The sequence below is a fragment of the Rhodospirillales bacterium genome, from assembly GCA_016699855.1.
GTDB lineage: Bacteria > Pseudomonadota > Alphaproteobacteria > Reyranellales > Reyranellaceae.
Genome location: CP064988.1, coordinates 809452 through 822711 on the forward strand (window position 1 = coordinate 809452; position 13260 = coordinate 822711).

General features: G+C 70.8%; 12 protein-coding genes. 4 read left to right on the forward strand and 8 right to left on the reverse strand.

All coding sequences use genetic code 11. From position 1 onward, the window contains the following. Window positions 1-78: 78 nt before the first annotated feature. Entirely contained in the window at window positions 79-966 is an 888-nt protein-coding gene (gene rpoH / locus IPK81_03895; protein QQS13400.1) for an RNA polymerase sigma factor RpoH, read from the forward strand. Between the two features lie 447 nt (window positions 967-1413). On the opposite strand, the gene IPK81_03900 is transcribed toward rpoH, so the two are convergent. Further along, entirely contained in the window at window positions 1414-2004 is a 591-nt protein-coding gene (locus IPK81_03900; protein ID QQS13401.1) for a GDYXXLXY domain-containing protein, read from the reverse strand. Next, window positions 2001-3179 carry a DUF2157 domain-containing protein gene (locus IPK81_03905; GenBank protein QQS13402.1) on the reverse strand — a complete coding sequence of 393 codons (1179 nt, stop codon included), beginning with the start codon at window positions 3177-3179 and terminating at the stop codon, window positions 2001-2003. Before IPK81_03905 ends, IPK81_03900 begins: the two co-directional genes overlap by 4 nt. A 363-nt stretch (window positions 3180-3542) precedes the next feature. On the opposite strand from IPK81_03905, the gene IPK81_03910 reads away from it, so the two are divergent. Further along, window positions 3543-4481 (forward strand): NAD(P)-dependent oxidoreductase, encoded by a 939-nt coding sequence (locus tag IPK81_03910; protein QQS13403.1) that lies wholly within the window; start codon window positions 3543-3545, stop codon window positions 4479-4481. 296 nt (window positions 4482-4777) lie between these two features. Here IPK81_03910 and IPK81_03915 read toward each other — a convergent pair whose 3' ends face one another. Both IPK81_03915 and IPK81_03920 read right to left on the reverse strand, forming a co-directional pair. Then, on the reverse strand, window positions 4778-5557 hold the full coding sequence (locus tag IPK81_03915) for a 2,4-dihydroxyhept-2-ene-1,7-dioic acid aldolase (GenBank protein QQS13404.1): 780 nt from the start codon (window positions 5555-5557) through the stop codon (window positions 4778-4780). Between the two features lie 36 nt (window positions 5558-5593). After that, window positions 5594-6886, reverse strand: coding sequence for an adenylosuccinate synthase (locus IPK81_03920; protein ID QQS13405.1), 1293 nt, complete (start codon window positions 6884-6886; stop codon window positions 5594-5596). Between the two features lie 430 nt (window positions 6887-7316). On the opposite strand from IPK81_03920, the gene IPK81_03925 reads away from it, so the two are divergent. Further along, window positions 7317-8399 (forward strand): hypothetical protein, encoded by a 1083-nt coding sequence (locus IPK81_03925; protein ID QQS13406.1) that lies wholly within the window; start codon window positions 7317-7319, stop codon window positions 8397-8399. A gap of 295 nt (window positions 8400-8694) precedes the next feature. On the opposite strand, the gene IPK81_03930 is transcribed toward IPK81_03925, so the two are convergent. The 3 genes from IPK81_03930 to IPK81_03940 all read right to left on the reverse strand — a co-directional run bounded on the left by IPK81_03930 (window position 8695) and on the right by IPK81_03940 (window position 10683). Next, on the reverse strand, window positions 8695-9027 hold the full coding sequence (locus IPK81_03930; GenBank protein QQS13407.1) for a hypothetical protein: 333 nt from the start codon (window positions 9025-9027) through the stop codon (window positions 8695-8697). Window positions 9028-9292: 265 nt separating this feature from the next. Continuing rightward, complete coding sequence (locus tag IPK81_03935; protein QQS13408.1) at window positions 9293-9892, reverse strand: DsbA family protein; 600 nt, start codon at window positions 9890-9892, stop codon at window positions 9293-9295. A 26-nt stretch (window positions 9893-9918) separates the two neighbouring features. Continuing rightward, window positions 9919-10683, reverse strand: coding sequence for an SDR family oxidoreductase (locus IPK81_03940; protein ID QQS13409.1), 765 nt, complete (start codon window positions 10681-10683; stop codon window positions 9919-9921). A gap of 127 nt (window positions 10684-10810) precedes the next feature. Here IPK81_03940 and IPK81_03945 point away from each other — a divergent pair, with 127 nt between their 5' ends. Beyond that, window positions 10811-12043, forward strand: coding sequence for a hypothetical protein (locus tag IPK81_03945; protein QQS13410.1), 1233 nt, complete (start codon window positions 10811-10813; stop codon window positions 12041-12043). Between the two features lie 6 nt (window positions 12044-12049). On the opposite strand, the gene IPK81_03950 is transcribed toward IPK81_03945, so the two are convergent. Beyond that, window positions 12050-13189, reverse strand: coding sequence for an iron-containing alcohol dehydrogenase (locus tag IPK81_03950; GenBank protein QQS13411.1), 1140 nt, complete (start codon window positions 13187-13189; stop codon window positions 12050-12052). Window positions 13190-13260 lie beyond the last annotated feature (71 nt).

Here is a 13260-nt window from a genome sequence, read left to right on the forward strand (position 1 = left end):
TGGAACGTTGAGCGTGTATGGAGCGTTCTGCGCTGGGGGTGGTCCGGATAGGGCCGCCTTGAGAGGGGGAGCTAGACCATGGCAACCGCATCGTTACCCGCCATTCAGGGACTGTCTCCGGACGGCAACCTGTCGCGCTACCTGCAGGAAATCCGCAAGTTCCCGATGCTGGCGCAGGAGGAGGAGTACATCCTCGCCAAGCGCTGGCGCGAGCATGAGGACTCCGAGGCCGCGCACAAGCTGGTCACCTCGCATCTGCGCCTGGTCGCCAAGATCGCGATGGGCTACCGCGGCTACGGTCTGCCGATCGGCGAGCTGATCTCCGAGGGCAACGTCGGCATGATGCAGGCGGTCAAGCGGTTCGACCCGGAGCGCGGCTTCCGGCTGGCGACCTACGCCATGTGGTGGATCCGCGCCTCGATCCAGGAATACATCCTGCACAGCTGGTCGCTGGTGAAGATCGGCACCACCGCGGCGCAGAAGAAGCTGTTCTTCAACCTGCGCAAGGTGAAGGGCCAGATGCAGGCGATCGAGGAAGGCGACCTCAAGCCGGAGCAGGTCAAGAAGATCGCCACCCGTCTCGGCGTGCCCGAGGACGAGGTGATCTCGATGAACCGCCGCCTCACGGCGCCGGACCAGTCGCTGAACGCCCCGATGCGGGCCGATGGCGAGGCCGAGTGGCAGGACTGGCTGGTCGACGACACGCCCAGCCAGGAGACCCGCTTCTCGGAGACGCAGGAGCTCGAGCAGCGCCGCGCGCTGCTGACCGACGCGATGAAGACGCTGTCGGAGCGCGAGCGCCACATCATCACGCAGCGCCGCCTGATCGACGAGCCGAAGACGCTCGAGGATCTGTCGACCGAGTTCGACATCAGCCGCGAGCGCGTGCGCCAGATCGAGGTGCGCGCCTTCGAGAAGCTCCAGAAGGCGATGAAGAACGCCGTCGTCCAGGCCGCCCACGCCTAGGCGGCGGCGACGATCGCCCAGGTGGCGACGCGGCCGCTCGCGTCACCAGCGCGCGGTAATCCGAATCGCTATGTCCCTACCGTCATCCCGAGCGCAGCGAGGGATCTTTCGACCGCGCCAAGATCCCTCGCTGCGCTCGGGATGACGTGACGGCCTCCGGGACGACGCGGCGATAGCGGGCGCCGCGTTCCCATGCCCTCTCCGCCGCGCAGCGGGGGAGAGGGAGGGGACCCATGCGAAGCATGGGGAGGGTGAGGTGGTCGTCGGATCAGTCGTGATGTCGACCGGGCATACGTCGCGCGCCGATATCAAACAACGCCAACTCCACAACGACCACCTCACCCCCGCCGTATCGGCTTCGCCGATACGGCGTTCCATCGCGCTGCGCGCGACGGGCCCCTTCCCTCTCCCCCGCTGCGCGGCGGAGAGGGAGAATACCGCCCCGCCCTACCGCCGCTCGCGCGCCCATTCGGCGATGGTTCGGCCGTCGATGTGCCAGGCCTTGACGCGCGAGCGGCCGTCGGGCCGCACCGCGAGGTCGACGGTCATCTTCGTCTTGCCGTCCAGCAGCGCGCGTTCCAGCGCGCGCGCGTGCTCCTCCGGCACGTAGAGCCGCAGATCCTCGACGCCGTAGGGCGTGAAGTCGAGACGCCCGCCCGAGGTCGGCTGGTCCGGCGTCGTGCGGCGGGCCTCCGCCAGCACCGTCCCGTGGCCGCTGATGGTCACGACGCAATCGCCTTTGGCGACGGGCTTGCGCGGCTGGACCGGCACGACGACGGCGACGCCGTCGCGCGGCATCTCCCGGACGCACAGTTCGCCGACCGTCCCGACCTCGGCGGTGCCCGACGGCACGCCCCAGTCGAAGCGGTAGCGCAGGTAGTGCCCGCGCAGCGGATCGCGCGGGTCGTAGCCCGTGATCGCCACCCGCACGACCGGCATGCCGGAGATCATGCGTTCGGCGTCGACCACCATCCAGGCCAGCGCCGCCACCGGCAGGGCCAGCGCGGCGGCGACGACGATGGCGAGAACGCGGTTCATGGCGTGACCTCCACCGAAGCGCCGCGTCGCTTGGCGATCCACCAGCCCAGCGCCGCCATCCCCATGCACAGGAAACCGCCGAGGATCAGGCCGAGGCCGGTGTTCAGCAGGCCGCCCAGCGCCTCCCAGTAGAAGATGAAGACGCGGATGGCGATGATCGCGAAGGCGACGACGAAAAGGCCGCGCTTGCCGGCGTGCAGCGCCAGCCAGCTCAGGAACGCCCAGTAGCCGATGAACGCGAGCGCGAACAGCAGCCGCGGCAGCTGCGCGCCGCGCCGCGCGCTCCACGTGTCGCCCTCGGCGCCGAAGAAGCCGTGGTGGATCGCCATCATCGCCAGCAGCGTGATCGCGGTCGCGAACGCGATGCCGCCGGTCCGCAGCGCGTCGTCCCGGTCGGTCGCGGCGCGCAGCCAGAGGAGCGGTGCGAGGATCACGGCCGCCGCGACGACCGCCCACGGCAATCCGGCGTAGGGATTGCGGCCGAAGAAATCGAACTGCGGCGCCACGGTCAGCGCCATCATGCCGAGCGCGCCGCACATCGCCAACGTCCCGCCCTGCGCCCGGGTCGACGCCGGAATCGCGCGGACCAGCCCGATCGCCAGCAACGCGACGGCGGGAATCCAGCCCATCACCATGACCGGCTCGGTCTTCACCATCATGACCCTGAGAGCGCGCTCGATGACCTCCCAGGCCGAGAACCACGTCGTCGTCAACGCCAGCGCCCAGACGACGCCCAGCAGCCGCGAGCGCGTCACCAGCGCGAGGAACGGCGTGCAGACCAGCATCCAGACCAGCAGCGCCTGCCAGACCTCGCCGGTGAGCTGGTAGACTTGGCTGATCAGCGCGATGCCGCTGATGACGAGGCCGAACAGCAGGATCGCCAGCAATTCGCGCGTCTTCTCCCATCCCCGCCGCCAGACGAAGTACAGGCCGGCGGCGACGGCGCCGTTGACCGCCAGATCGACGCCGATCTTGAGCCACCCCGGGAGCTCCTCCCAGTTGGCCGCGACCAGCGCCATCACGCCCATGGCGATGGCGAACGCGCCGAGGCCGGACAGCGCCCACAGCCACACCGGCCGCGCCGTCGACGCCTCGTGCGCCTGGATGCGCGCGACGGTGTCGGCGTCGAGCAGACCGGCGGCCTGCCAGCGCGCGAGATAACGATTCTGGAACATGTCAGATAATTGAGCAATTCCTCACTAATGTCAAGCGAGCGATGGCGGACCTCCTTCCCCTTCTCCCCCGTCATCGGCGGAGAAGGTGCCCGAAGGTACGCCGCGGCAGCCGCGGCGGGGATGAGGGGCTTTCGCCTTCGCCCATGCCCGTAACTGGGTGCGCCAGGACGGTGATCACGCTCGTGCGCGGCACCGCGCCCCTCATCCGGCGCTTCGCGCCACCTTCTCCCCCGATGACGGGGGAGAAGGGAAAATATGAAGCACCGTCTCTCCGCTACGCCCTCGGCATGGAGCGAGCATCCCCGTAACGCTTGCATTCACCCCCGCCGCCGGCCTACCTCGCCGCTCCACGGAGGACACGGCATGGACGGCGAATTCGATCCCCTCACCATCGCGTTGATCGGCTTCGGCGAGGCCGGGTCGGCGATCGCGCGCGGGCTGGCGGGCGACGGCGGCTGGCGCGGCGCGGCGCGGCCCGGCGACAACCGGCCGAGGCGCGTGATCGCCATCGACACCGCGCTCGACGCCGACGACCGCGGCCGCGCGCTGGGCGCCCACGCGCGCCGGCTCGGCGTGCCGATCGCGGGCGGCTACACGGCGGCGCTGGCCGAGGCCGATCTCGTACTGTGCGCCGTGCCGGGCGAGAGCGCGCTGGACGCCGCGACGGCGGCGGCGCCGTTCCTGAAGCCGGGCGCGCTGTATCTCGACCTCTGCACCATCAGCGGCGCCATGGCCGCGGACGACCGCGCCGCGGTCGAGGCCGGAAGCGCCCGCTACGTCGACGTCGCGGTGATGGGCACGTTCTTCGGCCACGGCATCCGCACGCCGATGATCCTGGCCGGCGCCGACGCCGCGGCCGCCGCGGCATGGATGAACGGCAACGGCTTCGCCGTCAGCGTGCTCGGCCCCAAGCCGGGCAGCGCCTCGTCGGTCAAGCTGATGCGCAGCGTGCTGATCAAGGGGCTGGAGGCGCTGGCCGTCGAGTCGCTCGTCGCGGCCGGGCGCCAAGGCATCCTCGAGGAGGTGCTGGCCTGCCTCGGCGACGTCGACAAGGTGCCGTTCCGCCAGTTCCTCACCACGCTGCTGGAGACCCACATCGTGCACGCCGGCCGGCGCATGGAGGAGATGGAGCTGGTCGAGCGCACGCTGGCGGAGATCGACGTCGACCCGCTGATGACCCGCGCCATCGTCGCCAGCCACCGCCGCACGGTCGACGCCGGCATCAAGCCGGCCGACGGGCGTGTGCCGCCGTTCGACGTCGCTTTGGCGCTGCTGGCGGACAAGGTCGTGGGCGGTCGATAGGCCGCATCTGGTGGCGCAGCGGGGCTGTCCCCGCGACCGGTGGTGTGCCGGCACCGATTTTGTATATTGTATGCAAAATACAATATACAAACCCGGAATCGGCCCGCCACGGCGTCCGCGCGGCGGCGGCGCCGACGGCGATCCGATGCAGTGGTGACGGCGATTTCCGCGCCGGACGCGATTTTTTTACGGCGCGAAACCGTGCCGTCGAAAAGCGCCCGCGGCGAACCGATTCGACGCCGGCCGAGGACATCCCCGTCCGTACGCGCGCCGGTCGCGCGCGTACGGCGGAGGGCTCAGTTGGCGGCGGCGCCTGCGGCCTTGCGGGTGGCCGTGACGGCCTCCTTGGCGGCCTTGGCCAGCAGCGCGCTGTCGTTGGCGATGGTGACCAGCTGGAAGCCCATGCCGATCATGCGCGCGGCATAGGCCGGGCTGCCGTTGTGCAGGCCGGCGAACTGGCCGCGCTTCTTGGTCGCCGCCAGCAGCTTCTCGTAGATGCCGAGGATCTGCGGCTCCTCGCGGTCGAGCATCGGCTTCAGCCCGAGCGACAGGCCGAGGTCGCTGGGACCGACGTAGATGCCGCTGATGCCCGGCACGTCGAGGATGGCGTCGATGTTGTCGATCGCCTCCTGCGTCTCGATCATCGGGATGACGAGCACCTCGTCGTTGGCGGTCGCCTGGTAGGGCGTCGCCTCGCCGTAGGCGCCGGCGCGGATCGGACCGTTGCTGCGCTTGCCCTTCGGCGGATAGAGGCTGTACGAGACCAGCGCCTTGGCCTCGGCGGCGGTGTTGACCATCGGGCAGATCACGCCCCAGGCGCCGCCGTCGAGCACCTTGCCGACGATTCCCGGCTCGTTCCACGGCACGCGCACCAGCGGCGTGACGGGATGGCGGTCCATCGCCTGGAAGCAGCGGACCATCGACATGTAGTCCTGCACGCCGTGCTGCATGTCGACCGTGACGCTGTCCCAGCCGCACTGCGCCATCGTCTCGGCCGCGAACCCGTCGGGGATCGCCAGCCAGCCGTTGACGCAGGCCTTGCCCGCCGCCAGCCGCTTCTTGAGCATGTTCGCCATCTCGCGTTTCCTTTCCCTCGTTCCAACTTCAGCCGCTCAGTCCTTGAACGGATCCCGCATCAGGATCGTGTCCTCGCGCTCCGGCGACGTCGACAGCAGCGCGACAGGGCAGCCGATCAGCTCCTCGACGCGCCGCACGTACTTCACCGCGTTGGCCGGCAGCTGCACCCAGGAGCGCGCGCCCCTGGTGCTCTCGTTCCAGCCCTCGAATATCTCGTACACCGGCTTGATGCGCGACTGCGCGCCCATGGTGAACGGGAAGCGCTCGATGCGCTTTCCGTCGAGCTCGTAGCCGACGCACACCTTCAGCTCGTCCATGCCGTCGAGCACGTCGAGCTTGGTCAGCGCGATGCCGTCGATGCCGTTGAGCTTCACCGCCTGGCGCACCATGACGGCGTCGAACCAGCCGCAGCGCCGCTTGCGTCCGGTGTTGACGCCGACCTCCATGCCGCGCGCCTGCAGTCCGTCGCCGATGGCGTCGAACAGCTCGGTCGGGAACGGGCCCTCGCCGACGCGCGTGGTGTAGGCCTTGGCGATGCCCAGCACGTAGCCGACGCTGCCGTTCCCCATGCCGCTGCCGATCATCGCCTGGGCCGCGACCGTGTTCGACGAGGTGACGAACGGATAGGTGCCGTGGTCGACGTCGAGCATCGTCGCCTGCGCGCCCTCGAACAGGATGCGCTTCCCGGCGCCGCGCAGCGCGTCGAGCCGCTCCCACACGTCCTCGGCGTAGGGCAGGATCCGCGGCGCCAGAGCGAGCAGCTCGGCCAGCAGCGCGGCGCCGTCGACCAGCGGCTTGCCGAGCCCGGCGCGCAGCGCGTTGTGGTGCGCCAGCAGCGTGTGCACCTTGCGCTCGAGGATGTCGGGCTCGCCGAGGTCGCCGACGCGGATCGCGCGGCGGCCGACCTTGTCCTCGTAGGCCGGTCCGATGCCGCGCCGCGTGGTGCCGATCTTGATCGTGCCCGGCACGTCCTCGCGCCAGCCGTCGAGGTCGCGGTGCAGCGGCAGGATCAGCACGGCGTGGTTGGCGATCTTCAGAGTCGCCGGGGTCACGGCCACGCCCTGCCCGCTCACCTTGGCGACCTCCTCGAGGAAGTGCCACGGATCGACGACGACGCCGTTGCCGATCACCGACAGCTTGCCCGGCCGCACGACGCCCGAGGGCAGCAGCGCCAGCTTGTAGGTCTGGTTGCCGATGACGAGGGTATGGCCGGCGTTGTGGCCGCCCTGGAAGCGCACCACCACCTCGGCGCGCTCCGACAGCCAGTCCACGATCTTGCCTTTGCCCTCGTCGCCCCACTGGGCGCCGACGACCGCCACGTTGGCCATTTCGTCACTCCGTCCATTCGTTCCGCGCGCGCGGCCGCCACGGCGCCGCGCGCACAGAAAACGCCCCTCCCGGCGGTGGCCGCGAGGGGCGTGAGCGTGATTAGCACGGTCTTCCCCGCGGGGGGAGCGCGAATATCGCGGCGGTGGGGAGAACTGAGGGGCGCGGCCCGGGGCCAAGACGCCGTCGTGGCCAAGCTCCTTCGCTGGTGCATCGCGCCACCCGAGCGGCTTTCCAAGCGGACTCCCGCCGCGGTGGAGACGATGAACCCTGTGGCGTCGGTCGGCCCATCCGCGACGTTGCCAAGTCGCGGTGGCCCGCGTCATCATGCCGTGGATAGAGGGGCATGCGCGGACGTCGCGACCGCACGACGGCCACTGTCCATGATGGCCGGAGTCGCAGGGTTCGATCGACCATGGGGATCATATCGTGATGATCAACCGCCACCTCGCGGCCGGCAGCCTCCTCGTCGCGCTGATCGGCGCCGGACAACCGGCCCGCGCTCAGGACGATCCGCTGGGCGTGCGCTGGGTAATCACCGAGTACAATGGCGTTTGGCACGCGGTGTGGACGCGGCGAGGTTCGGCCAATGTGTTCGACGGCGACTGGCTCGGACCGAAGGACTGGTATGACGGGCGCATCCACGCCGGGTTGACCATCAACATCGACGGCGGCGCCGTCACGGTCCAGCGCTACAACAGCACCGACGGCAACGACTGCAACTACACGGGCACGCTCTCCGGCAACACCGTCCAGGGCACGTATAGCTGCACCAAGGTTCCCGGCACGTTCCGCTGGTCGGGGGTGATCCACCAGGGCATCTCCGCCCCGAGGCCCCTGAGCGCCGCTGAACGGGCGAGATGCGCCGACCATGACGATGCCGAGGACGAGATCCGAGCCCGCGCTATGGCCTCGCAGGTCTCGCTCGAGGTGCTACGCCGCTTCCGCGCGTCCCTTGACGACCGCTACGAGGTCGAGCGCAGGAGCGGCTATGCCGGCGCCGTGGTCGACGCCGGCGCCCTCGCGGCCGGCTGGCCACTGGGAAAGATGGCCGAGGCGGCGTTGCGCGAGGTGGCGGTGAGCACTTTGCGGGACAAGCTCATCAAGGCCGGCTTCAAGTCGATCGACAAGCGCCTGCTCAAGGACGCCGGGCAGGGGCGGTCGGAGCTGATGGAACACCTGACGAAGCCAGACGGCATTTCGTTCGACGTCTTGAAGGCGGCGTTGAAGGAGACGCTTGGAGAGATGGGCGATCCGGTCGCCGGCGCCTTCGACATGGCGTTCTTCGCCGCCAAGCGGATGAAGGACATGAGGACGCTCGAGGCGCTGCGCGGGCTGATCCGCGACGCCAACGCCCAGATCGCGACGCTCGAAGCCCAGCACGCGCGGCAGGCGGCGATGTACCGCATGGCAAGGACCGCGCAAGCCAACTGCCTCCAGCGCGTGCAGAACGGGCAGGCGCCCGACGCGAACGACCGCTCCTATCTGGAAGTGCGGCGCTTCCTCGGCGGCTGACGACCTGTCGAGCGCGCGGACACCGGGCTGACGGCGACAAGCGTCAGGCGGATCCGTAAGCGGCGGGATGGGGCGTTGGCGTGGCGCCTTGCGGTGTCGCCGAGCGGGCGTGGCAAGGCCGCCGGGCTTGACGCGGCGCCTTCGCGGCCGGCCTTTCGCGCGGGAGATCGACCCTGCCGTGGCCTCAGAACAGCTCGCCGTCGATTGCGAATGCCGGCACGCCGACCACTCCTGGGCCTCGACGTTGAGCGCGGCGAGCCGCGCCCGGCCGTCCCGCCGCGCGCCGCACCACCGCCTACTGCCGGATGCAGTCCAGCCGGTCGCTGATGCCCGCCGCGCTGCGGTAGTCGAACGCGACCACGGTCTCGCCGCGCGAATTCGTGCCGCGCACGGCCACCGCCTGGACGGTCCAGTCGTCGGGCAGGCCGGGCAGCCGCGCCATGCCGCCGCGCACCTCCATCGTGCCCATCTGCCTCAAGCCGCCGCTCGGCGACAGCTTGTGGCAGCGATAGGTGCCATCAGCCACGCCGGCCCCGACCCTCGTCCCGGCGCCTTGCGCCTCGACCCGGCCGACGCCGCCCAACAACACCGCACCAACGCCGACCAAGTACGCCAAACGCGTGATCATCGCCGATCTCCGCCACTCTGAGGCCGTTCCCGAGGAGGTCGAGCGGCCGGCGTCGGCGCGATCCAACGATGTCGCGAGACCCCGCCGTGGACCACCGAGCCGATGCCGACCATTCGACGCCAGCATAGCCGCGCGACGCGGCGGGAGTCGATGCGGACGCGCTCGATCCCGCGCGCGGCGCGCGCGACCGCCGCCTCGGGACGGGGCGCCGGCGTGGCGGCTTTCAGACGTGTCGAGCAAGCGCGACGAGGCGAGGCCGCCGGGCTCAGCGCGGCGCCTTCTCCGCGAGCCGTCCGCGCAGAAGCTCGACGCGGTCGTGGCCCCAGAACAATTCGCCGTCGACAGCGAATGTCGGCACGCCGAACACGCCCTGCCCCTCCGCCTCTGCGTTGAGCGCGGCGAGCCGCTCCGGGCCGTCGCCGTCGCGCGCCGCCGCGAGCCCCGCCGGATCGACGCCGATCCCCGACAGCACGCCCGCGATCTCGTCCGCGTTCTCGATGTCGATGCGCCGTTGGAAGAATAGCGGGTAGATGGCGGCGAGGTAGTCCCGCCCGCGCCCGTGGCCGCCGGCGACGAGCAGGCCGAGATGCGCCAGCGCGCCGTCGAACACCTTCCTCGGCCCGAGGATCGTCAGTCCGCGCGGCCGGGCGAAGCGGCGAACGTCCATGTAGAGGTACTTGATCTTGCGCATGCCGCGCGCGACGGCGGCGGGATCGGCGAGGTTCAGCGCGCCGCCGATCTCCAGCGTGAACGGCTTGATCGCCAGCGCGACGTCGAAATCGCGCTCCAGCGCGAGGGCCGGCTCGAGCGCGAGATACGAGTACGGGCTGCGGCAATCCAGCCACATCGTGACGGCGAGCGGCATCGACCGGCTCCGGCGTCCGCGGCGGGCTACTTCACGGTGCGGTCGCGCAGGCGCCGCATGCCGCCCAGCCAGCGGTCGAGATCGTTGGCCTTGCGGCGCATGTAGTCGTGCACGACGGGATGCGAGAGGATCAGGAACCGCTCCTCGTCCATCGCCTTGACCACGGCGTCGGCGACCTCGGCGGGCTTCATGATCCCGTCGATGCCGGCGGCGGTCGTGCCCGTGCCGCGGTACATGTCGGTGTCGACCGCCTGCGGGCACAGCACCGAGACGCGGATGCCCTTGTCGCCGTACTGGATCGACAGATGCTCGGCCAGCGCTACGGCGGCGTGCTTGGTGACGCCGTAGGGCGCCGAACCCATCGAGGCGAGCAATCCGGCGGCCGAGGCGGTGTTGAGCAGATAGCCGGAGCCGCGCGCCAGCATGCCCGGCACCAGCGCGCGCGCCGCGTAGACATGGCTCATGACGTGGATCGCCCAGCTGTCGGCCCAGTCCTTGTCCGACGCGCCCTCGTGTCCGGCGCGCGCGATGCCGGCGTTGGAGAAGAACACGTCGACCGGGCCGAATTTCGCCTCCGCCTTCGCGATGAGCGCCTGGACGTCCGCCTCCTTCGCCACGTCGCAGGCCACCGCCAGCCCGCCGATGTCGCGCGCCACGGCGGCGGCCCGGTCGACCGACATGTCGGCGACGACCACCCCGCGCGCGCCGTCGGCGGCGTAGCGCCGCGCCACCGCCTCGCCGATTCCGCCCGCCGCGCCGGTCACGACGCAGACCTTGTCCTTCACCTTCATGTGCCCGTCTCCACCCGTTGCGTCGCGATGGTAGCCGGCTGACGCGACCGATGTCCAAGCCGGCGGCGCCGATGCGCGGAACGCGCGGCGCATGGTAGGCTCGCGGCGTCCTTCCGGAGCGTCGTCCATGCGTGTCCTTCTCTTCGCGCCGTCGGTTCTACTGGCGCTGGCGCTCGGCGCCGTGGCGCGGGCGCAGTCTCCGGCGCCGACCGCCGCGGCCCATGTCGGAATCTACGAGGGCGCGATCGGCGGCGCGCCGGTCGTGGTCGAGCTCGGCGGCGCAAAGGGCGTCTACTTCTACACGCGCGTGGCCGAGAATCTTGACCTCGCGATCCGCGCCGAAGGCGCGCGCTTGAACGTGGAGGAGAGCGCGCCGCGCCCGGATGGACGGCCGGGACAACGCACCGGCGCGTGGACGTTGACGCTGTCGGGAGACCGCCTCGACGGCGTCTGGCGCGATCCGGCGACCGGGCGGACGGCGTCGGTCGCGCTGCGGCGCGTGGCCGCGCCGTCGCGGCCGTGCTGCCGGGACGACTACGTCTCGCCCGAGGCGACGCCCTACGAGCACCGCCGGGTGCTCGCGCTGGCGCGGTTCACGCCGGAGGCGGAAGCGCCGGCGTCCGGACCCGTGGCCTACAGGCTGGTGCGCGACGCGCCGACCGGTATCGCCGTTCCGCGCCTGACGCGGCATCCCGATCCGACCAGGATCGCGCCGGCCAACGCGGCGCTCGACCGCGCGCACTGGCGGTTCATCGCGCAGGCGCGGCAATGCGACCGCTTCCGCGCGCAATCCGCCGCCGCCGGCGGACGCGTGGTCACCAAGGTCGACCAACCCTGGCGGGAGCCTGTGGTCACGTATCTTTCGCCGACGCTGCTGAGCTTCACGGCGGCGGCGATGTACGAGTGCGGCGGCGCCCACCCGACCCACGCCATCGAGGCGGCGTCCGTCGATCTCGCGCGCGGCCTGGAGATGCGCGCGCTCCACTCGATCCACGACACGCCGCCCGGCGCGTTCGGCGGCTATCTCGATCTTTCGACGCCGGCGCTGCGCGACGCGTTCGACCGTCTATGGATCGAGCGCCTGCGCGCCGCCACGCGGGGGCACCGCGCGAAGGTCGGCGAGGCCGACGACGTCTGCGGCGGCGACATCCTCGACGACGGCTTCCTGGACCGGCGATCCTCCGGCGCGTCGAGCTATCTGCTCTACTTCACGGCCGGCGGGCTGGCGGTGCACGCCATGGGATGGCCGTTCGCGGCGGCCGTCTGCTACATGGGCTACGAGCCCAATCCGGTGGTGATCCCCTACGCCGACCTGCGCCCGCTGGCGACGCCGGCGCATCCCTACGCCGACATCAGGTAGTCCGGCTCACGCGGCCTCGGCGATCAGACCGAGGTACTCGTCCCTCGTCGGTTGCCGCGGCGTGGTGAGGTGGCAGTGGTCGCCGAGCGCGCCGTCGGCGATCGCCTCGTGGCGGTCCGCGCCGACGCCCATCGCGCCGAGACCCGACGGGATCCCGATGCGCGCGTTCATCGCGGCGATGGCCTCCGCCAACGCGGCGGCCGTCGGGGCGCAGCCGAGGATCGCGGCCATCCTCGCGATCTTCTCGACGCCGAGCGCGGGTCCGTTGAAACGGAGCACGGGCGGCAGGTAGACGGCGTTCAGCGTGCCGTGGTGCAGGCGCAACCCCTTGAGGCCGCCGGAGGGATGGCTCAGCGCGTGCACCGCGCCGAGGCCCTTCTGGAAGCACATCGCCCCCTCCATCGACGCCATCATCATGTTCCAGCGCGCGTCGCGGTCGTTGCCGTCCCGCACCGCCCGCTCGAGATGGCGCCACGCCCGGTCGAGACCGTCGAGCGCGATGGCCTCGGCCGGCGGGTTCACCGACGGCGCCATGTAGGTCTCCATGCAGTGCGCGATCGCGTCCATGCCGGTGCCGGCGGTGAGATGCGGCGGCAGGCCGAGGGTCAGCTCGGGATCGCACAGGGCCAGCCGCGGAATCAGGTGCGGGCTGCCGATCGCGAGCTTGCGGCCGTCGTCCATGATGACCACGCCGCCGCGGCTGACCTCGCTGCCCGTCCCGGCCGTCGTCGGGATCGCGACCAACGGCGCCATCGCCGCCGTGATCTTCGCCATGCCGCCCTCGACCATCGCGTAGGGCAGCAGCGACTCGCCGGGATGGGTCGCCATCAAGCCCACCGCCTTGGCGAGATCCATCGAGGAGCCGCCGCCGATCGCGATGATCCCATCGCAATCCCCCGCCCTATAGAGCTTCAGCGCGTCGCGCATCGCCGCCTCGGTCGGATTCTCCGGCGTGCCGTCGTAGTAGGTCAGCGGCAGGTTCCCGGGCAGCGCCGCCTTCACCTTGTCCCAGATGCCGGCGGCGGCCACGCCCTTGTCGGTGACGATCATCGGCCGGCGCATGCCCAGCGTCTGGAGTTCGGAATCGAGCAGCTTGAGCGCGCCGAAATCGAACTGGATGCGGGTGAGATACGTGATCAAAGCCATAGGGTCCTCCGTTCCCCGCAACCATAGCGCGGCGGGCACCTGCGGCGCGACAGGAACGACGCCGCGGACGG

Bases quoted from the DNA above. Each gene is read 5' to 3' on its own strand.
- IPK81_03915 (QQS13404.1), bottom strand. From the start codon at position 5,557: ATGGCGAACATGCTCAAGAAGCGGCTGGCGGCGGGCAAGGCCTGCGTC.
- IPK81_03920 (QQS13405.1), bottom strand. From the start codon at position 6,886: ATGGCCAACGTGGCGGTCGTCGGCGCCCAGTGGGGCGACGAGGGCAAA.
- rpoH (QQS13400.1), top strand. From the start codon at position 79: ATGGCAACCGCATCGTTACCCGCCATTCAGGGACTGTCTCCGGACGGC.
- IPK81_03910 (QQS13403.1), top strand. From the start codon at position 3,543: ATGGACGGCGAATTCGATCCCCTCACCATCGCGTTGATCGGCTTCGGC.
- IPK81_03945 (QQS13410.1), top strand. From the start codon at position 10,811: ATGCGTGTCCTTCTCTTCGCGCCGTCGGTTCTACTGGCGCTGGCGCTC.
- IPK81_03950 (QQS13411.1), bottom strand. From the start codon at position 13,189: ATGGCTTTGATCACGTATCTCACCCGCATCCAGTTCGATTTCGGCGCG.
- IPK81_03905 (QQS13402.1), bottom strand. From the start codon at position 3,179: ATGTTCCAGAATCGTTATCTCGCGCGCTGGCAGGCCGCCGGTCTGCTC.
- IPK81_03900 (QQS13401.1), bottom strand. From the start codon at position 2,004: ATGAACCGCGTTCTCGCCATCGTCGTCGCCGCCGCGCTGGCCCTGCCG.
- IPK81_03930 (QQS13407.1), bottom strand. From the start codon at position 9,027: ATGATCACGCGTTTGGCGTACTTGGTCGGCGTTGGTGCGGTGTTGTTG.
- IPK81_03925 (QQS13406.1), top strand. From the start codon at position 7,317: ATGATCAACCGCCACCTCGCGGCCGGCAGCCTCCTCGTCGCGCTGATC.
- IPK81_03935 (QQS13408.1), bottom strand. From the start codon at position 9,892: ATGCCGCTCGCCGTCACGATGTGGCTGGATTGCCGCAGCCCGTACTCG.
- IPK81_03940 (QQS13409.1), bottom strand. From the start codon at position 10,683: ATGAAGGTGAAGGACAAGGTCTGCGTCGTGACCGGCGCGGCGGGCGGA.